At 72.0% G+C, this 19856-nt stretch carries 16 protein-coding genes and 2 pseudogenes; 1 reads left to right on the top strand and 17 read right to left on the bottom strand.

Annotation, left to right across the window (positions count from 1 at the left end; translation table 11 throughout):
- Positions 1-116: 116 nt before the first annotated feature.
- On the top strand, positions 117-1031 hold the full coding sequence (locus FREUN1FDRAFT_RS18760) for a hypothetical protein (protein ID WP_006541713.1): 915 nt from the start codon (positions 117-119) through the stop codon (positions 1029-1031).
- 199 nt (positions 1032-1230) lie between these two features.
- On the opposite strand, the pseudogene FREUN1FDRAFT_RS48085 reads toward FREUN1FDRAFT_RS18760, so the two are convergent.
- The 17 genes and pseudogenes from FREUN1FDRAFT_RS48085 to FREUN1FDRAFT_RS18675 all read right to left on the bottom strand — a co-directional run bounded on the left by FREUN1FDRAFT_RS48085 (position 1231) and on the right by FREUN1FDRAFT_RS18675 (position 19733).
- Positions 1231-1547 (bottom strand): annotated as a pseudogene (locus FREUN1FDRAFT_RS48085) (helix-turn-helix domain-containing protein).
- A pseudogene (locus FREUN1FDRAFT_RS18750) lies at positions 1544-1911 on the bottom strand (type II toxin-antitoxin system RelE/ParE family toxin). The pseudogenes FREUN1FDRAFT_RS48085 and FREUN1FDRAFT_RS18750 overlap by 4 nt, the downstream one beginning before the upstream one ends.
- Positions 1912-2001: 90 nt before the next feature.
- Positions 2002-2997: an NAD(+) diphosphatase gene (nudC, locus tag FREUN1FDRAFT_RS18745; protein WP_006541709.1), complete on the bottom strand. Its 996-nt coding sequence runs from the start codon at positions 2995-2997 to the stop codon at positions 2002-2004.
- 176 nt (positions 2998-3173) lie between these two features.
- Positions 3174-4571, bottom strand: a complete 1398-nt coding sequence (locus FREUN1FDRAFT_RS18740; protein WP_006541708.1) for a GMC family oxidoreductase — start codon at positions 4569-4571, stop codon at positions 3174-3176.
- Between the two features lie 256 nt (positions 4572-4827).
- On the bottom strand, positions 4828-5838 hold the full coding sequence (locus FREUN1FDRAFT_RS39925; protein ID WP_006541707.1) for an amidohydrolase family protein: 1011 nt from the start codon (positions 5836-5838) through the stop codon (positions 4828-4830).
- A 19-nt stretch (positions 5839-5857) separates the two neighbouring features.
- Complete coding sequence (locus tag FREUN1FDRAFT_RS18730) at positions 5858-7462, bottom strand: amidohydrolase family protein (protein ID WP_006541706.1); 1605 nt, start codon at positions 7460-7462, stop codon at positions 5858-5860.
- The gene (locus tag FREUN1FDRAFT_RS18725) at positions 7443-8414 is read right to left on the bottom strand and encodes an aminopeptidase (RefSeq protein WP_050795923.1); all 972 of its coding nucleotides are present in this window, start codon (positions 8412-8414) and stop codon (positions 7443-7445) included. Before FREUN1FDRAFT_RS18725 ends, FREUN1FDRAFT_RS18730 begins: the two co-directional genes overlap by 20 nt.
- Before the next feature lie 53 nt (positions 8415-8467).
- The gene (locus FREUN1FDRAFT_RS18720; RefSeq protein WP_006541704.1) at positions 8468-9859 is read right to left on the bottom strand and encodes an amidohydrolase; all 1392 of its coding nucleotides are present in this window, start codon (positions 9857-9859) and stop codon (positions 8468-8470) included.
- Positions 9860-9902: 43 nt separating this feature from the next.
- Positions 9903-10625, bottom strand: a complete 723-nt coding sequence (locus tag FREUN1FDRAFT_RS18715) for a GntR family transcriptional regulator (protein WP_006541703.1) — start codon at positions 10623-10625, stop codon at positions 9903-9905.
- 169 nt (positions 10626-10794) lie between these two features.
- Positions 10795-11808, bottom strand: a complete 1014-nt coding sequence (locus FREUN1FDRAFT_RS18710) for an LLM class flavin-dependent oxidoreductase (protein ID WP_006541702.1) — start codon at positions 11806-11808, stop codon at positions 10795-10797.
- Complete coding sequence (locus tag FREUN1FDRAFT_RS18705; RefSeq protein ID WP_006541701.1) at positions 11801-13123, bottom strand: M20/M25/M40 family metallo-hydrolase; 1323 nt, start codon at positions 13121-13123, stop codon at positions 11801-11803. Before FREUN1FDRAFT_RS18705 ends, FREUN1FDRAFT_RS18710 begins: the two co-directional genes overlap by 8 nt.
- Positions 13120-14460, bottom strand: a complete 1341-nt coding sequence (locus tag FREUN1FDRAFT_RS18700; protein WP_006541700.1) for a CaiB/BaiF CoA-transferase family protein — start codon at positions 14458-14460, stop codon at positions 13120-13122. The genes FREUN1FDRAFT_RS18705 and FREUN1FDRAFT_RS18700 overlap by 4 nt, the downstream gene beginning before the upstream one ends.
- Positions 14454-16076, bottom strand: coding sequence for a methylmalonyl-CoA mutase (locus tag FREUN1FDRAFT_RS18695; protein ID WP_006541699.1), 1623 nt, complete (start codon positions 16074-16076; stop codon positions 14454-14456). The genes FREUN1FDRAFT_RS18700 and FREUN1FDRAFT_RS18695 overlap by 7 nt, the downstream gene beginning before the upstream one ends.
- Complete coding sequence (locus tag FREUN1FDRAFT_RS18690; protein WP_006541698.1) at positions 16073-16534, bottom strand: cobalamin B12-binding domain-containing protein; 462 nt, start codon at positions 16532-16534, stop codon at positions 16073-16075. Before FREUN1FDRAFT_RS18690 ends, FREUN1FDRAFT_RS18695 begins: the two co-directional genes overlap by 4 nt.
- Positions 16531-17748 carry a M20 family metallopeptidase gene (locus FREUN1FDRAFT_RS18685; RefSeq protein ID WP_006541697.1) on the bottom strand — a complete coding sequence of 406 codons (1218 nt, stop codon included), beginning with the start codon at positions 17746-17748 and terminating at the stop codon, positions 16531-16533. The genes FREUN1FDRAFT_RS18690 and FREUN1FDRAFT_RS18685 overlap by 4 nt, the downstream gene beginning before the upstream one ends.
- Before the next feature lie 192 nt (positions 17749-17940).
- Positions 17941-18960: an ABC transporter substrate-binding protein gene (locus FREUN1FDRAFT_RS18680; RefSeq protein WP_006541696.1), complete on the bottom strand. Its 1020-nt coding sequence runs from the start codon at positions 18958-18960 to the stop codon at positions 17941-17943.
- On the bottom strand, positions 18957-19733 hold the full coding sequence (locus FREUN1FDRAFT_RS18675) for an ABC transporter permease (RefSeq protein WP_006541695.1): 777 nt from the start codon (positions 19731-19733) through the stop codon (positions 18957-18959). Before FREUN1FDRAFT_RS18675 ends, FREUN1FDRAFT_RS18680 begins: the two co-directional genes overlap by 4 nt.
- Positions 19734-19856: the final 123 nt, after the last annotated feature.

Here is a 19856-nt window from a genome sequence, read left to right as displayed (position 1 = left end):
GGACGACGCACCCGGCAACGGCCAGTGCTCCTCTGACAGACTGGCGGCGCTGCGGGGCTGGTCACCGGCCGGTCACGCAGACGGACCGTCAGGCTGTGCTTATCGGGGGGATAACCATGATCGACGCGGTGCAGGTGCTGTGGTCACCGGCCGGGCAGAACCTGCCCTCGCTGGGTGGTCGGGAACTGGTTGATGTGACCGACGGCGACACACCGAACGTCCGCATGCCGATCCGCATGCTCTCGGTCGACACGCCGGAGGTGACCGCCCGTTCCACGGAGCGGGCCCAGGCCATCGATCAGGAGTTCCTACAGCTCGCTGGATGGATCAAGGACGGCCGCGCACCGATCTCCCCGGGCCTGGCCGCCTTCCTGCTGCCGAAGCTGGAGACCGGCACCGCCGGCACCCTCCAGTACGCGCAGGGCAAGGAAGCCTCGGCCTTCGCGAAGCAGAACATCGAGAAGCGGCTGACCAAGCCGAACGGCAGCAGGCGCAACCTGTTCATCCGCGCCGCGCAACCGCCCTTCGACACCAACAGCCGGCTCCTGGCCTACGTCGCTCCCGACTACACCGAGGCCGAACGGCGCAACCTCACCCGCGAGCAGCGTGCCACCTTCAACCTGGACCTCATCGCGGCCGGATGGGCCGCCCCGTTCGTGATCTATCCGTCCATCCCCGGCGAGCTCGATCTGCCGCTGCTCCTGGAAGCGGCCACGGCGGCGGCCGACCCGCAGGCCCCCAAGGGCATCTGGGCCAACCCGCACACCCTGCTGGCCTACGAGTACCGAGCGGTCGAGAAGCTCTACCGCGTCACGAAGAAGAAGGTCGACGGCGAGTCACTGCGCGCCGGTGAGGCGACGTCCTGGCGCGAACGCTACTGCGCCGACATGCGCACTCGTCTGCTCCACGGGCCGGAGGACTACTTCACCATCCCGCCGCAGTACCGCCTGTGGTTCTGGCCGCAGGACGTGACCGAGGCCATCGGGCGGCTCAACCTGGTACCGGCGCCGCGGCTGGTCGGCGCGGAATGACGCCTGCAGTTTCCACGCACCTCCCGCTTCGACCCGGGCAGCGCCCAGGGGCCGCCCGATACGAGCGACCCCTGGGTTCCTGAGCTGCGGTGGCCGATCGGATTCGGCGCCGGCGCGACCGGGCGGAGGCGACGAGTGCGACGACTGGGGCGCAGGTACCGCAGTTGGAAACGATCAGAGAGTCGTGGCGCGGCTGAGCCTACGCGATCGCGGCGATGTCCCCGTCGTCGAAGTAGATCGCCTGGTGCAGTCGGCCTCCGAGAGCGGCGGCGTAGCGGGCGACCACGTCCTGACCGGACAGCGAGCCCTGTTCGATCTGCGAGATCCTGCCCTTGGTCACCCCCATCCGCTCCGCCACCTGCTGCTGAGTCAGCCCCCGCGCCCGACGCACTTCGGCAAGCCGATGTCCCACCGCGACCGCGAGGAGCTCCTGCCTGCCAGCAGCAACCGCTTCCTCCCCCCGGCCCGGGCTACCTGTGCGGAGCGGATGTCAGACCACCGTGTGTAGCCGCTCATCGCTGATCGCTCTCTTCCTGACCGCGTTTCACCAGATAGGTCTTGTAGCGCTGCTCCGCAAGCGGGATCGCCTCGGCGTACCAGGCGTTCCACTGCCCCGCCTTGTCCCCGGCAACAAGCAGGATGCTCGAACGCCACGGATCGAAGCAGAACAGGATCCGCACCGTGCCCGGTCTGAGTTCCTTCAGGTTCGGCAACGACGAACCGCTGATCGTGTCGACGAGCGGCCTACCCAGACCTGGACCAGCCTCCGCGAGAAGATCTATCGCTTGCACAACCCGGGCATGCGCGGCCACGTCCAGGCCGTCGATCCGTCACGGACCTCGTTGACGAGGTAGACATCCCGCTGCCGACCCTCCACCATGCGAGTATAGCTCCCGCTAAACTCCCCTCCCGCCAGATCGCTCAGGCGACATCGTCGGGACGACTGACGGCCAGGTTGACGGCCAAGGCCTCACACGCCGGCTGGGTCGGGTGGCTGCGGCGGGATGCTGGGGGCTGTGCGGGCCAGGGCCCAGGCATCGATCATCGTTCGGGCGATGGACAGGCGGCCGGGCAGGTACAGCTGGCCGTCCGCGGTGGTGCCGGCGGCGGGCCAGGCGGTGCGAGCCAGGGCCGGGCGCAGCTCGTCCAGGGTGACCCACTGTGCTTCGACGATCTCCTCGTCGTCCAGGCGCAGCGGCGCCTCGGGGTCCGCGACGGCCTGGAACCCGATCATGAGGGATCGCGGGAAGGGCCAGGTCTGGCTGCCCAGGTAGCCGATGTCACGGACGGCCACCCCGACCTCCTCGGCCATCTCGCGGGCGACGCAGGCCTCCAGTGACTCCCCGGCCTCGACGAAGCCGGCCAGGACCGAGAAGCGACCGGCGGGCCAGACCCGCTGGCGGGCCAGCAGCACCCGGTCCGCGCCGTCGTGCACCAGGCAGATCACGGCCGGGTCGGTGCGCGGGTACTCCTCGTGCTGCTCGGCCTCGCACACCCGGGCCCAGCCGCCGTTGGTGACGTGGGTGGGCGAGCCGTCGCGGGCGCAGAAGCGGGCCCGGCCGTGCCAGTTCAGCAGGGCGGTCGCGGTGGCCGCCAGAGCTGCGTGCACCGCGGGGAAGTCGGCGCCCACCGTGAACAGGTCCAGCCACTGCGCGGGGTCGTCGCCGCCGAAGTCGGCCACGGATGGGGCTGGGGCGCGTATCCCCCAGTAGACGACGCTGTCGGCCTCGCCGAGCAGCAGTGCGTCCGACGGTGGTGCGGCGGCGATCTCCGCCGCGTCGTAGGTGCGCAGCCGAGGCGGGCCGTCGGCCTGGTCGATCGGGAACCGGCCCCGGTCGTCGGTGACGACGACCTGCGCGGCGGCCCAGCTCGCCTCCCGCCGCGCCGAGTCCAGCCGGAGCAGGCCGTCGCGCACGATCGGCGCGCCAGCCAGGACGGGTGATGCGACCAGACCGAATCCACTCACCGCACCATCTTGCTCCGTCCACCTTGCTCCGTCTGACCGGGACGACCGGCGCGCCAGCGGGCCGGCCCGCCGACCGGCGGGCGAGATGTGGCGAGGCGAGGCCGATACCCGGGCGCTCAGGGGCCGCCGGGCGGGGGCGCTGCCGGCCCCGCCCGGCGTTTCGTGCGGCGGTGAGCTCAGAGCTCGATCAGGTCGGCGGCCCGGCGGCCGATCATCATGGTGGCGAGATTGGTGTTCGCCCGGGTGATCGCCGGCATCACCGAGGCGTCGGCGACCAGCAGACCGTCGACGCCGCGCACCCGCAGGCGGCGGTCGACCACGGCGGTCGGGTCGTCGTCATCCCCGAGCCGGGCGGTGCCGACCGGGTGGTTGTAGGTCTCCGCCCGGGCGACGAGCTGCTCCTCCAGATCGTCCGCGCGCCACCACGGGCTGTCGGGAATCGTGACGATGCCGGTCGCGGCGACCCGGTCGAGCAGGTCCGCGGCGATGCGCACGCCCTCGGCGAGGCTCCGACGGTCGATCTCCTCGACGAGGTGGCCCAGGTCGATCGCGGTCCCTTCCGGCGTCACCCGCAGGGAGCCGCGGCTGCGCGGGGCCATCAGCCCGACGGCGAACGACACCTCGCCCACCGGCCGGGACGTGTCGTAGAGATGCGCGGAGAACGGGAAGACCTGGATCTCCTCGAGGGGGTCGCCACCGAGGCCGAAGCGCAGCAGCGAACCACTGACCGGGCGCTCGGCGATCAGATCCGGGTCGGCCAGGGCGTTCAGCATCACCCACGGATGGTCCTGCAGATGCTCGCCGACACCGGGCAGGTCCACCCCGGAGGAGACGAGCAGCTCCGGTGTCCCGAACGCCCCGGCGGACAGCACGACGACGTCCGCCGGCAGGACGCGGGTGCCGCTCTCCCCGGCTCCGGTGACCGCCACACCGCGCGCCCGTCCACCGGTGATGATCACCCGGTGCGCGGTCGTCTCTGCGAGCAGGGTGACCCGCCCGCGCAGTCCCGGCATCACACCGGCCAGGGTGCCCCAGCGGCCCTCGTCGACCCGGTTCGTCGGCCAGGGGCCGATGCCGAGCGTGCCCGGGGCGTTGTGGTCCGGTGCCTCGGGGTGGCCCGCGGCGAGGCAGGCGGCGGTGAACGCGTCGTCGATCGGACCCGGCTTGAGTCGCGTCATCACGATCGGGCCGGAGTCGCCGTGGTAGTCGGCATCGCCGAACTGGAGGTCGGTCTCGTTGGCCCGCAGCGTGGGCAGGCAGTCGGCCCAGGTCCACCCCTCGCCCCAGGGGTCGAAGTCCCACTGCTGGCCGCGCACCCCGGCACTGGAGTTGACCGAGGAGGAGCCGCCGACGACCTTGCCCCGCAGCAGTGGAACGCCCGCCGTCGACCGGTAACCCCAGTCGAGGCTGGCCGGGAAGATGTAGTCGTAGAGCATCTGGCGCGGTGCCGGGCTGCCCGGGTCGATCCCGCCCTCCACGATCGTGACGTCGGCGCGGTCCGCTATTCCGTCGGCGAGCATGAGCCCGGCGGAACCTGCTCCGACTATGACGACCTTCGGGGTCTTCTCTGACATGGCGAGCGGCCTTCCTCGGGTCCCGACCTGACGGAATCCTGAACATGAGATATCAGATCTTATCTACCCGGAGTCTGCCACAGGTCCTCAGTTGAGACGTATACGGATGGGTGGCGGATCCGGTAAAAGCGATGTCTCCCGCGGGTGCCAGGCCGATGAATCGCGGCCCGGGCGGTGATATACCGACGCCCAGTACACCCTCGATCGTGCGACGGACGCACGCGGGGTGAGGTGAGGCCGGATGGAGGAACGGCGGTCAGGCCTGGAGGAGGCCGAGCAGGCGGGCGGCGTTGTCGCCCATGATGCCGTCCAGCTTCTCCTGCGGAATCCTCGGCAGCCCGAGCCGGTCGGCCTGTTCGTTCACGCCGAGGACCTTGTCCTTCAGTTTGACCGGATCATAGAGAAATCCCGGGTAGTCGCTGCCGAAAAGAAGCTTCTCCAGCGGGACGAAGAACTGCTCGCAATGGATGAGGAAACGATAGAACTCCTCGTCCGTCACGGTGGCGATGTGGTACGAGATATCGGTGTGGAAGTTCGGGTGCTTGGTGAGCATGAACAGCGCCTCGTCGATCCACGGAATCCCGCAGTGCGCGATGATCACACGCAGGTCGCGGAACTCCCGGCCGACGTCGTCGAGCATCGCCGGGCGCGCGAAGTCCATCCGCGCGTCGATACGGGTGGATCCCGCCTGGTGGACCATCACCGGAATGCCGAGGTCGGCCGCGGCGGCGAAGACCGGGAAGGCGATCTCCCGGTCCTGCGGTGACCAGTGCTGGTACATCGGGTAGAGCTTCACCCCGGACAGCCCGAGCTCCTCGACCGATCGCCGCAGCTCGGCGACCGCCGCCCGGGGCCCCCGGTAGGCCGGGTTCACCGACGCGAAGCCGATGAAGCGCTCCGGGTCGGAACGGACCACCGCCGCGATGTAGTCGTTGCACTTCTCCGGGCTCGGCGGTCCGGGCACGTCGGTGATCCCGTAGGTGTCCACCGTCCCGATCAGCTCGCCGTCGAGGAACTGCGGCGAGACACCGAGAACGATCATCTTGTCGAAGCCGGGATGGTCCCTGATGCTCTCCGCCGGCCCGATCACCGGCCAGCCGGCCCGGGAGTACCCGCTGTCCTCCCACTCCTCCTCCGTCGGCATCCGGTGGGAGGGGACCTTGCCGAGGCTGCGGTAGATGCACAGCGAGCCCTCACGGCCGTAGTCCGTGTTGAACTCGTGGTCCTCGGCCAGGCTCAGGATGTGCGTGTGCGCGTCGATGATCATTTCACTCGTCGTCCGTTCGTCATCGATTCGATTTCGATTCGGTCGGGACCGGATCGGGCGGGGCCTGGAGGCGGCGGGCGTTGTAGACCGACGCCGGTTCGTGCCGCGTCTCGTACCAGGGCCGGTAGAAGTCCAGGACGTACGGTTCGACCTCGGCGCCCAGCGCCGCCCAGCGCCGCTCGTCCGCGGTCGGCCGGTACAGGCGCCGCTCCCCCACCTCGGCGAGCCGGTCCACGAGCGCGTCCTCGTCGACGACGGTGACCCGGCCGCCCGCCATGACCACCTTGCCGTGGATGAGCACGGTGTCGATGTCCGCGGCGCTCGCCCGGTCGACGAGGACGTCCAGCACCGGGGTGGAGTCGTACCGGCCGGGCGGGAACAGGATGCGCCGGGTGTCGACGACCAGCAGGTCCGCGAACGTCCCGGGCGCGAGCCGGCCGACCCGGCCCTCCATCCGCAGCGCCCGGGAGCCGTTCTCCCCTGCCGCGCGCAGCACGCCCGCCGAGTCGAGGCGGATCTCGTCGAACACCCGCGGGTCGCGCGCCAGCATGGTGGCCAGTCGCAGCTCGGCGAAGAAGTCCTCCCGGTCGGTGAACGAGATCCCGTCGGTGCCGAACGCGAGCCGCCCGCCGGTGGCGAGGATGTCCCTGGCCCGGCAGATACCGGACGACAGCCGCAGGTTCGAGCCGGGGTTGTTCGAGGCGACCGCACCGGAGTCGGCGAAGATCCGCAGCTCGTCGTCGGTCACCCAGACGAAGTGCGCGCAGACCAGGTCCGGGCCGAGCACCCCGAGGTCGGCGAGCCGCTCCAGCGCGGGGCGGCCGTGCGTGCGGACGTTCCACAGCGCCTCGGCGCGGGTCTCCAGCACGTGTGAGGTGATCCCGGTGCCGTAGTGGTCGGCGGCGGCGCGGCAGCGGCGGTAGAGATCGTCCGAGCAGGCCGGCGTCCAGTCCGGCGCGAGCAGCACCCGGATCCGGTCGCCCCGGCCGTCCCAGCGGCGGACCAGCCGGTCGTAGCTGGCCATCACGTCGTCGACCGGCCAGGCGTAGCCCATGGGCGACTGGCGCACCCGGGTGGCGAGGTCCGCTGGCAGCCGGGCGAGGAAGGCCTCGTCCGGTTCGTGGACGTAGGTGTTCTGGTCCCGGCTGACCAGGCCGAACGCGACCCGGAACCCGATCTCGTCGTACACCGAGAGCGCGACCTCGGCGCCGAAGTCGGGCATGGCGGGGCGGCCGTAGAACATGTCGACGGCGCCGGTCTGCCCGCCTTTGATCGCCTGGACCAGCCCCCAGCGCAGGACGGTGGCCAGGTCCTCCTCGTCCATCGGGCCGTAGGAGGAGTGAATGTGGACGTTGGCCCGCTCGAAGATCAACTGGTACAGGCCGGGGCCGGCGGCGAGCTCCGAGTGGTAGTGGCAGTTGATGAAGCCGGGCATGACGAGGTGGTCACGGGAGCCGATCACCCGGTCGAACGGGCCGCGGGCGGCCAGCTGCTCCCGCGGGCCCACCGCGACGATGGTGGAGCCCTCGACGATGACGGCTCCGTCGGGGATCAGCGTCTGCTCGTCGAGCGCGACCACCGGGTCGCCGACGACCAGGATCCGCTCAGCCGACTTCGAGGTCATCGGCAAGTGCCCCTTCCACCAGGACGGGACGTCCGTCGAGGTACAGCGTCGCGGCGCGGAGGACGCAGTCCAGGTGGGCCGCGGCGGCGACGGTCCCGCCGTACGCGATCGAGTTACCGAGGGCTATATGTGCTGTACCCAGCGTCGACTCGGTCTCCATCGCGACCCCGCACACCCGGCCGTTCGGGTTCAGCCCGACCGACACCTCCGCGAGGTTCGACATCCGTGGGTCGGCGACCCGGTCGATCATGTCCGTGAGCCGGCCGGCCTGCTCCCCCGCGATGTCGACCAGCTGGCCGCCACGGAACGTGAGCGCGACCGGGGAGGGCAGTGGCCCGACGCCCATGAACAGCAGGTCGGCGTCGATGACGACGACACCGTCGGTGCTGCCCTCGACTGGCGCGGTGCCGGCCTCCACATCCGGCGGCGCCATGTAGGCGCCCGGCTCGCGGGCGATGCCGTGCAGCGCCCGGCCGCCGCGCCCACGCACGGAGCCGGTGATGTCGGTGCCGGCCGGGCTGGTGATCCGGTAGGTGTCGGCGCCCGCCCAGGCGGCGGCGAGCACCTCGACCGTGCGGCGCAGCTCGTCGAAGTCGACGTCCAGCGGGCCCCCAGTGCGGAATGTGCTGGCCCGTACGGCCGGCATCGCGAGGTAACGGGTCCCGGCGCGGGACGCCTCCTGGCGCGCCGTCGACGACCCGATGAACGTCGACGTCAGCTCGATCGCCGCGGCGGCCTCGGCGAGCAGCGCCCCGACCGAGCTCGGCGGCTCGCTGCCGGGCACCTGGTAACGCGGCACCCGGGCGATCACGCACACCGCGTCGCGTTCCTCGATGCCGGCGGCGAGGGCGGCGACCACCGCCGGGTCGGTCTCCGCGTCGGTGAGGAGCACGACCTCCTCGCCCCGGCCAACCGCCAGGCACCGGTCCAGGACGTTGGCGACGGTGGCCACGGGCACCACAGGCCCAGCCGCAGTCGTAGGCGCGGTTGTAGCCGGGGCCGGGGTCATGCCGCCGCCGACGGGGTGGGCGGGATCGCGAGCTCGGCGCCGGCGTCCTCCACCCGGGCCAGCACCCGGGCGAATGCCTTGTTCGACTCACGCAGGATCAGGTCCTCGTCGACCAGCGTCAACTCGCGGCCGGCCATCACCACCCGGCCGTCGATGATCGTCGTGTCGACACACGAGCCGTTCGCCGAGTAGACGAGGTGGGAATACAGGTGGGCGACGTCGTTCGCCCTGCGTGGCGTGAACATCGTGTTGTTGAGGTCAACCAGGATGACGTCGGCCTTGTGTCCCGCGACCAGCTGCCCGGTCTGGTGCCCCAACGCCGCCGCCCCGTTGCGGGTCGCCATCCGGACGACGTCCGGCGCCTGGCCGAGGCTGGAGTCGACCCGGCTCGCCCGGTGCATCAGCGAGGCGAACTTCATCACCTCGAACATGTCGCGGCTGTTGTTGCACTCGGCCGCGTCGTGGCCGAGGCCGACGTTCAGCCCGGCGGCGAGCATCTCCGGCAGCCGGGCGATGCCGTTGCCGAGCTTCGCGTTCGAGCTCGGGTTGTGGGAGATCTGCGTGTTCGTCTCCCGCATCAGCGCGATCTCGGTGTCCGACAGCCACACGCAGTGCGCGGCGATCGTGTCGCGGCCGAGGATCCCCGTCTCGTAGGCGACCTCGGTCGGCCGGAGGCCGAAGCGGGCCTTCGAGTTCTCCACCTCGGACAGGGACTCGTTGAGGTGGATGTGGATACCGGTGCCCAGCTGGTCGGCGAGCGCCCGGGTGTCGCGCAGCAGCTCCCGGGAGGCGATCGGCAGCCACTCGATCCCGATGTACACCTCGACCCGGCCGTCGGCGGCGCCGTGGCAGGCGGTGTAGGCGCGGTGGTTGTCCTCGAGGGTGTCGAGGTTGTGCTCGGCGTCGGCCACGTCGTTCGACAGCACCGCCCGGATGCCGATCTCGGAGGCGGCCTTCGACAGTGCCTCCAGCTGGCGGTACATGTCGTTGACGGTGGTCACCCCGCCCTTGATCGACTCCGCGTAGCTGGCCAGCGCGGCCCAGTACGCCGCCTCCGGGTCGAGCGCGCGGATGATCGGGTACCAGCAGGTGTCCAGGTACTCCCACAGCGGCAGGTGATCGCTGTAGCCCTTCGCGATCGCCGTGTGGTAGTGCAGGTCGACGAGGCCGGGCATGACCAGCTTGTCCGTCGCGTCCAGCACGGTCACGGGCGCCTCGACCCCGCCGCCACCCCCACCCCTGCCGACGGCGGCGCCGTCGAACGATCCGGTCGGGCCGACCGCGGCGATCCGGTCACCCTCGATGAGGACGTCACCGCCGAAGTGGACGGTGTCGGCGTCGTCGAGGGTGAGCACCGTTCCGTTACGGATCAGGATGCGCTCGGACATCGGTTTGACCACCTGCTCCCTGCGTCGTGGAATCGATCAGCTGTTACGTGCCGGGTCGCCGGGCCGCCCGCGCGGTCCACACGCCCGGGTCATCCGGGTCGAAGGCGGCGAGCTGGTCGGCCATCACGCTGGTGACGTGCTCCCGCATGAGACGCTCGGCGCCTCCCGGGTCGCGGCGCACGATCGCCTCGTGGATCGCGCTGTGCTGGCGGACGGAGACCTCCAGCCGCCCGGGGATCGCCACGGTGAGGTTGCCGATCCGAACCAGATGATCACCGAGGTTCTCGATCATCTCGCGGATCCGCCGGTTACGGGTCTGTCCGTAGATGACCCGGTCGAACGCCTCCAGCAGCTCGGGCAGCCCGTCCAGCTCGCCCGCCGCCCAGGCCCGCTCACTGGTGCGGACCACCTTGGTCAGCTCGGCGAGGTCGGCGGCGCTGATGTGCACCGCGGCCTCGCGCGCGCAGGCGCCCTCCAGCAGCTCCCGCAGCTCGTAGATCTCCTTGAGGTCGTCCCGGTCGTAGCCGGAGACGGCGGCGCCCTTGTAGGGCACGATCTCGACGAGCCGCTCCCGTTGCAGCCGCACCAGCGCCTCGCGCAGCGGGGTCTTGCTCACCCCGAGCCGGCCGGCGAGCTCCGCCTCCCGCATCGGGTAGCCCGGCGGCAGCCGCAGGTCGACGATCTCCTGCTTCAGGCGCAGGTAGACGACGTCCTTGAGCTGCCGGTGCGGGGTCTCGTCGGCCGGCTGGGCCGAACGCTCAGCCATGACGCTCGCCTGCCCGGCGGCGCGGCCGCGGGCGCGCCGCCGGTTCCCTCTCTGACCTGGACAAAGACTTTCCTTCCACGACCGCACGATGGCGCGTGCGGTGACCGACCTGTACGACATCGGTCATGATGCCGTCACCGTCCCGGTACGCCGGTTCCGCTCGTCGTCATCACCGCGCCAGCGCCTCCGTCCGGGCGCCGAAAGCCGCGTCGAACGCCTGCCGGAACCGGGCGACGGTGCCCATCCGGTCGGCACCGAGCGGGAAGACGTTGACCGAGTCGACGCCGGCGGCGGCCAGCCCGCGCAGCTGGGCCACGGTCCGTTCCTGATTGCCGGACAGCGCCATCCGCCGGACGAACTCGTCCGGCAGCAGTTCGGCCGCCGCGGCCGCCTCCTGGAACTCCCCGCCCGTGTAGCGCCGGCGGACCTCGTCGATCAGCGTCCGGTCCAGCCCGGCGAGCTCGCAGTACACCGGCGCCGTCTGCGGGAACCACGCGGCGATGCTGCGGGCGGCGGCGAGCGCCGCCTGCTCGTCCTCGTCAATCCGGCCGTAGGCGAACACGGCCACGTGCGGACGCGCCGAACGACCCGCCGCCTCGACGCCGCGATCGATGTGCTCCAGCGCGAACCGGATCCCGTCGGTGTGCAGGCCGGCGAGCAGGATCACCCCGTCGGCCACCCGGCCGGCCAGCTCCAGGGTCTTCGGCCCGCTCGCGGAGATGAACACCGGGATGTCGGACCGGGCCCCGAACCGCAGATGGGCGTCGTGCAGCTCGAACCCCGCCGAGGTCTGGTCGACGTCCCCGCCGCGCAGCAGCGCGCGGATCGCGACGATCGAGTCCTCCAGGACGGCCAGCTTCGCGGGGCGCATCCCGAACGCTTCCAGCGGCCGGTCGCCGGAGCCGATACCCAGGATGAAGCGCCCCTGCGCGATCTCGTCGACGGTCGCCGCCGCCACGGCGGTGATCCCCGGATGCCGGGTCAGCGGGTTCGTCACCGCCGTGCCCAGCCGCAGCCGGCTGCTCGCCCGCGCGGCCAGGGTGAGGTAGGCGTACGGGTTGCGGCTGTGCAGCGAGGAGTCCGTCAACCACAGGTGGTCGAACCGGGAGCGCTCGATCTCGGCGACGTACGACTCGAAGACGGCAGGGGTGTCGACTCCCTGCAGCACCACTCCGCTACGCATCCCGCTCACTCCCGTCGGTCCGTGCGGCCTGCGCCGCGGTGTCAGCCATGGCGGCGGCTTGCGCCGCGGTGTCAGCAACGGCCGCGGCTCGCGCCGCGGTGTCAGCCAGAGCGGCGAGGCCGTCCGCCACCGGCGCCAGGTCGATCCATTCGTCGATCGTGTGCTCGCGCTCGCCGTGGGTGATCCCGATGGTTATCGCCGGGATGCCGGCGGCGTAGGCGGCGTTCGCGTCGGTGCTGGCGGCGTGGGTCCGGGCCGCCAGCCCGCGGCGGGCCAGCGCGGCGAAGGCAGCCGCGGCCAGCGGGTGTTCGGCCGGGATCCCGCCGGCCGGCCGGCGGCCGATCTCCCTGGCCTCGACGGCCAGCTCCGCGCCAGGCTCCTCGATGACCGGCCGGGCCCGCCGTTCCAGCCAGGCGAGTCCGGCGGCGGTGTCGGCCCGCAGGTCGACCTCGAAACGGCAGCTGGCCGCCCGGATGTTGATCGCCTCCCCGCCGGAGATCCGCCCGACGTTCACCGCGGTCCGCCCACCGACGCCAGCGCCTTCGGCGGCCTGCGGCGCAGCCAGGGCGGCGAGCCGGGAAACCATTTCCGCGGCCGCGTGCACCGCGCTCGGTGTCGCGGACCGCTCCCAAGCGTGCCCGCCCGGTCCTGTCACCGTCACCGCGAACCGAACCGAGCCGACTCCGGTCACGGTCACCCGGCCCAGATAGTTGCCCTCGACGGCGATCACGGCTCCAACCGGCGCCGGCGGATCCGCGAGCGCCGCGGTGATGCCGGCCAGGTTGCCGACGCCCTCCTCACCCACCGTCGCGAGCACCCACACCGGACGGGCCTGCGCGGCGCCCACCAGCTCGGCTTCGAGCAGCCGGGGCAGCTCGGCGAGCGCGGCGACGGCGATCGTGTCGTCACCGACACCGGGGCCGACCAGCCGCCCGTCCTGCCGGCGGGCACCGTGCTCGACGTCCGGGCCGAACACCGTGTCCAGGTGGGCGGCGACCAGCACCGCCGGGCCCGCGCCGCGGCGGGCCAGCCCCCACACGTTGCCGGTCGGGTCGATGCGCACCTCGGCGAGACCGTCCGCCCGCCACCAGTCGGCGACGACCGCCGCCCGCGCGGCCTCGCCGAACGGTGGAGCCGGCAGCAGGCACAACCGCTCCGTCCGCACGATCACCCGCTCGGCCGCACCGGACAGCAGGTCGGGCGCATCCGCCGGCAGCCCGGGCGCACCGGCCAGCCCCTCGCGCACACCGGCCGGCTGTTCCGTCGTGTCGCCCGCGCGCCCGAGCGCGGCGGCCCCGGTGCCGTGGGCGCTCACCCGCCACCCCCGGTCGCGCCGGTCGTCCCGGCCGGGATCGAGGCGTCGAGGATCGTGCCGGCGGCGTGCAGTTCGTCGATCTCGGCGTCGCTCAGCCCCGCCTCGCGCAGCACCGCGCGGGTGTGCTGGCCGAGGTCAGGCGCGCCGGAGGGGAAAGGCAGCGGTCCGGGGGCCCGTACCGGCACCGTCACCGCCTGGTAGGGCGAGCCGTCGCCGGCGCTGACCGTCGCCACCGCGCCGATCGCCGCCGCCTGCGCCGAGGTGAGTGCCTCACCGACGTCGCGGACCAGGCCGGCCGGTACCCCGGCGGCCTCCAGCCGCGCCACCCAGGCGGGCGCGTCATCCGCGGCGAGCGCCTGCTCGATGCGGGCGGTGAGCACGTCCCGGTTGCGGACCCGGTCGGCGTTGGTGGCGAACGCCGGATCGTCGACGGCCTCGGGTATGCCGATCGTCGAGCACAGCCGCCGCCACAGCCCCTCGTTGCCCGCGCCGGCGAGGACCAGCTCGCCGGTGCGGGCGCGGAACGCGCCGTAGGGCGCGAAGGCCGGCGAGTGTGTGCCCAGCCGCGAGGGGATCTCGCCCGCCGCGAAGAACGCCGAGGCCGGGGTGGTCAGGCCCGCGAGCGCGAACTCCAGCAGGGACGAGGCGACGTGCCCCCCGCGGCCGGTCCCGGCGCGGCGCAGCAGGCCGGCCAGGATCCCTGTGACGCAGCAGATGCCGGCGCCGACGTCGAGCAGCGGCGCGCCGACCTTCACCGGTCCCGACCCGGCTGTCCCGGTGACGCTCATCAGGCCGGCCTCGGCCTGCAGGATCAGGTCGAAGCCACCGCGGGCGGCGTCCGGGCCGGTCTGCCCGTAGCCGGACACCGATCCGTAGACGATCCGCGGGTGCCGGCTGAGCACCGCGGCGGCGTCCAGCCCGTAGCGGGCGAGCGCGCCCGGCCGGGCGTTCTCGACGACCACGTCCGCGCCGGCGAGCAGTCGTTCCAGTGCCGCCTGCCCGGACGGCGCGCGCAGGTCGAGGGCAAGGCTGCGCTTGCCGTTGTTCAGCGAGAGGAACAGCGCGGAGCGGTCGGCCACGGTGGCGGTCGCCTGGGCCCGGTAGGAGTCGCCACCGTCCGGTGGCTCGATCTTGACGACGTCCGCGCCGAGCGCGGCGAGCATCATCGTGGTGTAGGCGCCGGAGACGAACCGGGTGAGGTCGACGACCCGGACCCCGGCGAGCGGCGGCACACCGCCGCCCGGGACGCCGCCGCCCAGCACACCGCCGTCCAGCACACCGCCGTCCAGCACACCGCCGTCCAGCACACCGCCGTCCGGCACACCGCCGTTCACCATGGCGCCGGCTCCCGGTACTCGCCGAACTCGGCCCGCATCAGGGCGTTGATCTCGCCGATCGTCGCGCCGGCACGGGCGCAGTCCAGCAGCGCGGGCATCACGTTCGCGTCCGAGCGCAGCACCGCGGCCAGCCCGGCCAGGGCCGCCGCCGCGGCGGCGCCGTCGCGGTTGCGCAGGTGCTCGCGCAGCCGGTCGCGGGCGCGTTCCTGGGCGGACGGGTCCGGCTCGAACAGCCGCGGATCGGCGTCGGTGTCCGCGTCGTCGGTGTACCGGTTCACGCCGACCTTGACCCGGGTGCCGTCCACCAGCTCGCGTTCGGTCTGGTAGGCCGTCTTCGCGACCCAGCGCTGCGGGATGCCCTCGGCCAGCATCGCTACCATGCCGCCGCCGGCGTCGATCCGCTCGATCAGGGCGAACGCGCGCTGTTCCAGCTCGTCGGTGAGCGACTCGACGTAGTAGGAGCCGGCCAGCGGGTCGACGGTGCGGGTCACCCCGGACTCGTGCGCGACGATCTGCTGCGTGCGCAGGGCCAGGCGCACCGACTCCTCGCTGGGAATCTCCAGCGCCTCGTCCCAGCCCATCACATGCACCGACTGGGCACCGCCGAGCACCGCCGCCAGGCAGGAGATCGTCGAGCGGACCACGTTGTTCAGCGGCTGCTGGGCGGTGAGGACCGTGCCGGAGCAGCCGGAGAAGAAGCGCATCCGGGCCGACTCCGGCCGGGTCGCGCCGAACCGTTCGGTGGCGATCCGGTGCCACATCCGCCGCGCCGCCCGGACCTTCGCCACCTCCTCGAACAGGTCGAGGGTGGCCGAGAAGTGGAAGGACAGCCGACCGGCGAAGCGGTCGAACGGCAGGCCGCGGCGGGTGATCTCCTCGGCATAGGCGATCGCGGAGGCGAGCGCCAGGCCCAGCTCCTGCACCGCGTCGCTGCCGGCCTCCCGGACGTGGTACCCGGTGATGGAGACCGGATTGAACCGGGGCAGGTGCTCGGCGGCGAAGGCGACGACGTCACCGACGAGCCGCAGCGACGCCGCCGGCGGATAGATGTAGGTCTTGCGGGCGAGGAACTCCTTGAGCAGGTCGTTCTGCGTCGTGCCGGCGACCCGGTCGAACGGCACGCCCTGGCGTTCCGCCGCGACCAGGAAGAACGCGAGGATCACCGGGGCGGTCGCGTTGATCGTGTGATTCACCGAGAGCTCGCCCAGCGGCAGCCCGTCGAACAGCCGCACCATGTCCTCGGCGGTGTCGATGGCGACCCCGACCCGGCCCACCTCGGCCTCGGCCATCGGGTCCGTCGAGTCGTAGCCGAGCTGGGTGGGCAGGTCGAAGGCGACCGACAGCGCGGTCTGGCCCTGGGAGAGCAGATAGCGGTAGCGGGCGTTGGCGTCCTCGGCCGACCCGAAGCCAGCGTACTGACGCATCGTCCACAGCTTTTCCCGGTACATCGTCGGGTACGGGCCCCGGGTGTACGGGGCGCCGCCGGGCGGGCCGAGCCGTTCGGTCAGGCCGGGGGCGAGGTCGTCCTGCCCGTAGACCAGGTGGACGGGAACGCCGGAGTCGGTGCGGGCAGGCAGCACTCCCGCCTGTTCGCGATCGGGCCGCGGCGCGGTCATCCGGCCACCGCCGCCCTGGTCGCCGCGGCGAGCTCCCTGGTCGCCGCGGCGAGCCCTAGGACCGTCGCCACGACCTCCGGCAGTGGCGTGCCGACGCCGTGGACCGCCGCGACGCCCAGCTCGCGCAGGGTCGCCGCGTCCGTCGCGCCGATCGTGCCGCCGACCGTCACGGGGATGTCGGTGAGCCCGGCGGCGTCCCGTTCGGCGAGCAGCGCCCTGGTCAGCGCGAGGTGCGCGCCGGAGAGCACCGAGATGCCGATGACGTCCGCGTCCTCGTCCCGCGCGGCGGCGACGATCTCGGTGACGGAGCGGCGCAGCCCCAGGTAGATCACCTCGGCGCCCGCGTCGCGCAGCGCCATGCCGATCACCTTGATGCCCCGGTCGTGGCCGTCGAGGCCGGGCTTGGCGAGCAGCACCCGCGCCGGCCGGCCGCCGGGCGCCGCCCCGGCTGCGCTCACGCCGACCCCGACGCGAGCGCGAGCGCGACGAAGGTCGCGTAGGCGCGGGTCGCCTCGACGAGGTCGTCAACGCTCAGGTGCTCGTCGGGGCAGTACACCGGCTCGCCGCCCGGCCCGAAGATGACGGTGGGGACCTTGTGGCCGAAGCTCGCGGTGTCACCGAGCCAGCCGGCGGCGGACAGTTTCGGCGTCACCCCGCCGCGCACGGCGCCGAGCGCGCTGCTCATCAGCGTCACCACCTCGTCGTCCGGGCCGGCCAGGTAGCCGTTCTTGACGTCGGCGAGCACCACGTCGGCGGCGAAGCGCGGCTCACGGGCGAGTGCCCGGGCCAGGCAGCGGTCGATCTCGGCGCGGACCTCCTCGACGCTGACACCGGGCTGCGGGCGGCAGTCGACCCGGATCACGCACTCGTCCGGGATCGCCGACGGGCCGCCGGGTGGCAGCCCGCCGTAGATCCGCCCGGGTGCCATGTAGGTCTCCGGGCCGAACAGGTTGGCGACCCAGTCCTCGATCGACGGGATGAGCCGGGAGGCGTCCAGTTCCAGCACGGCGTGCGCGGCGAGCATGTTCGCGTTGACGGCGAGCGGCTTGTGGCAGGTGTGCGCGGTCCGGCCGCGGGTCGTGATGTCGAAGTAGTACCGTCCCCGGTGGCCGAGGAAGATCTCGTTGTCGGACAGCTCGCCGAGCACGCACAGGTCGGCGGCGTACTCGTCGAAGTAGGCGATCGAGCCGAGCTGGTCACCCATGTGGTCGGAGACGGCGGCCATCGCGACCGTGCCGCTGACCGGCAGCCCGCTGGCCCGCACCGCTGCGATCGCGACGATCTGGCAGACCAGCGCCGCCTTCATGTCCATGATCCCGTGCCCGTAGACGTTGCCGTCGAGGAGCTCGCCGGAGAACGGGCTGGTCACCGTCCAGCCGTGGGCGACGGGCTTGGTGTCCAGGTGGCCGGTGAGCACCACGCGCCGGCCCGGGCCGAAGTACACCTCGCCGACCGCGTTCGGCCGGTCCGGCAGCACCGTCTGCAGGTCGACCGCCGCGAAGTCGAGCTCCTTCATGGTCTGCGCGAGGAACCGGGCCAGCTCCCCCTCCTCGCCGAGCACGCTGGGAATGCGGCAGACCTGCTGGACGAGCTCGACGAGCTCGTCGGTGCGGATCTGCGCGGAGACCTTCTCCGCGAGGGCTGTTGCCGACGTTCCGGCGGGCGTGCTCATGGGGGTGGATCTCCTTCGATCGCGGGACGGACGAGGGTCACCGGCCGAGACTGGGCGGGGGGCTGGGGCGGTCTGGGTTGGCGCGGCCTGGGTCTGGGTTGGCGCGGCCTGGATTTGCTCGGTGCGGCCTGGATTGACGCTGGTCGAGGTCGGACGGGCCGGCCCGGTCGACGGGCCGGCCCGTCCGCCGCCTCAGCTGGCCGAGCCGGCCGGCAGGTAGTCGTTCGTGACGACGTCCGAGGCGGTGACGGCCTTGTCGATGAGCCCCTCGGACTTCATCCAGTCGGCGAACGCCTGCCAGTCGGAGACGTCCTGCTGGCCGAATCCCTTGTCGTTCTTCAGCAGCGGCACGGTGGCGTCGATCATCTTCGGCACCATCGCCTCGTCGTAGCCCTCGGCCTCGGCGGCGATGATCTCCGATGCCGCGGCCGGATCGGCGATCACGTCGGCGTTGCCCCTGGCGAGCCCCGACAGGAAGTCACGGATGAGCTTCTGGTAGGCCGGGTCCGACTTCAGCCGGCTGGCCTGCGCGATGATGACCAGCTCGTCGTAGTCCGGCACGCCCGCGTCGGTGACCGGGATGATCGTGGGCTTCAGGCCCTGGTCGGTCATCATGACGCCCTCGATGTTGCGGTAGGCGCCGAGCGTCGCGTCGACGTTGCCGGCGACCATCGCCGCCATCAGGTCCTGGCCGATGTTGACGGACTTCACCGACGCCGGGTCGATGTTGTTCCTGGCGAGGATCGTCTTCAGGAACGCGTCGTTGGTCTGCAGGCCGGGCGTGCCGATGGTGTGGCCGGCGAGGTCGGCGACGGACTTGACCTCCGAGTCCCCGTTCGCCATGACCGACAGCAGCGCCGTCGGGATCAGCGCGCCGACGGCCACGACGTCCAGGCCCTGCGAGCCGGAGATGATCGTCTCGGGCTCGTAGGAGATGCCGATGTCGATCTTCCCGGTGCTGACCAGCTTCGTCGGGTCCGAGGGGTCGGACGGCGGCTGGAAGGTCACATCAAGGCCCGCGTCCTCGAAGTAGCCCGCCTCCTTGGCGGTGTACAGCGCGACGTGGTCGGGGTTCGGGTCCCAGTCGAGCAGGACCGTCGTCTTGCGCAGTGCCTCGCCGTCGGAGGAGCTGTCATCGCTCCCGCAGGCGACGAGCGGGAGGGTGACGGCGAGCAGAGCCGCCACACCGCCGGCCAAACGCTTGGCTCTCATCTGTTCTTGCCTTCCTTGGCCCACGGGACCAGGACGTTTTCCAGGAGGGTGACGAGGACGAACAGGGCCACCGACATCGCGGTGAGCAGGGTGATCGCGGCGAAGACGAGGGAGCTCTGCAGCTGTGGGACGGCCTGGCGCATCACGTGGCCGAGCCCGTCCGTGGAGCCGGAGTACTCGCCGAACACCGCGGCCGTCGCCGCGTAGGCCGCGGACAGCCGCAGGCCGGTGAACATCGAGGGGAGCGCCGACGGGAACTCGACCCGCAGGAAGATCGACCAGCGGTTGCCGTACAGGGTGCGCATCATCCGGGTGAGCTGCGGGTCGACCGCCGCCAGCCCGTCCAGCGTGCCGACGACGATCGGGAAGAAGCACAGCAGCGCGACCAGGATGAGCTTCGGAGTGATCGAGTAGCCGAAGATGATCGCGAGAATCGGCGCGATCACCACGACCGGGATGGTCTGCGACCCGATCAGCAGCGGGTAGATCGCGCGGCGGGCGATCGCCGAGAAGTGCAGCGCGCAGGCGATCAGCAGCCCGGCGGCCACCGCGATGGCGAAGCCGACGACGACCTCCTTGAGCGTCACCCAGGTCGCGCTGGACAGGGTGCGGTCCCAGCGGTCGATCAGGGTGGTGATCACCTCGTCCGGCGCCGGCAGGATGTACTCCTCGACACCGAAGACGGAGGTGGCCAGCTTCCACGCGCCGAGCACGGCCAGAACGATCACGCCGGCCGGACCGTACTGGCGCAGCGACTCCTTGAGGCGGGTCACGTCAGCCCTCCAGGTGGGCCAGCAGGGCGTCACGCAGCCGGACGAACTCCGGCGTCGCGAGCAGCTCACGGCGGGAACCGGCGGGTGGCAGCTCGACCGGCAGCCGCGCGGCGACCCGGCCGG

It is taken from the genome of Parafrankia sp. EUN1f (assembly GCF_000177675.1).
In the GTDB taxonomy this organism is placed as follows: Bacteria; Actinomycetota; Actinomycetes; order Frankiales; family Frankiaceae; genus Parafrankia.
This window is presented reverse-complemented; position numbering and strand designations above follow the sequence as displayed.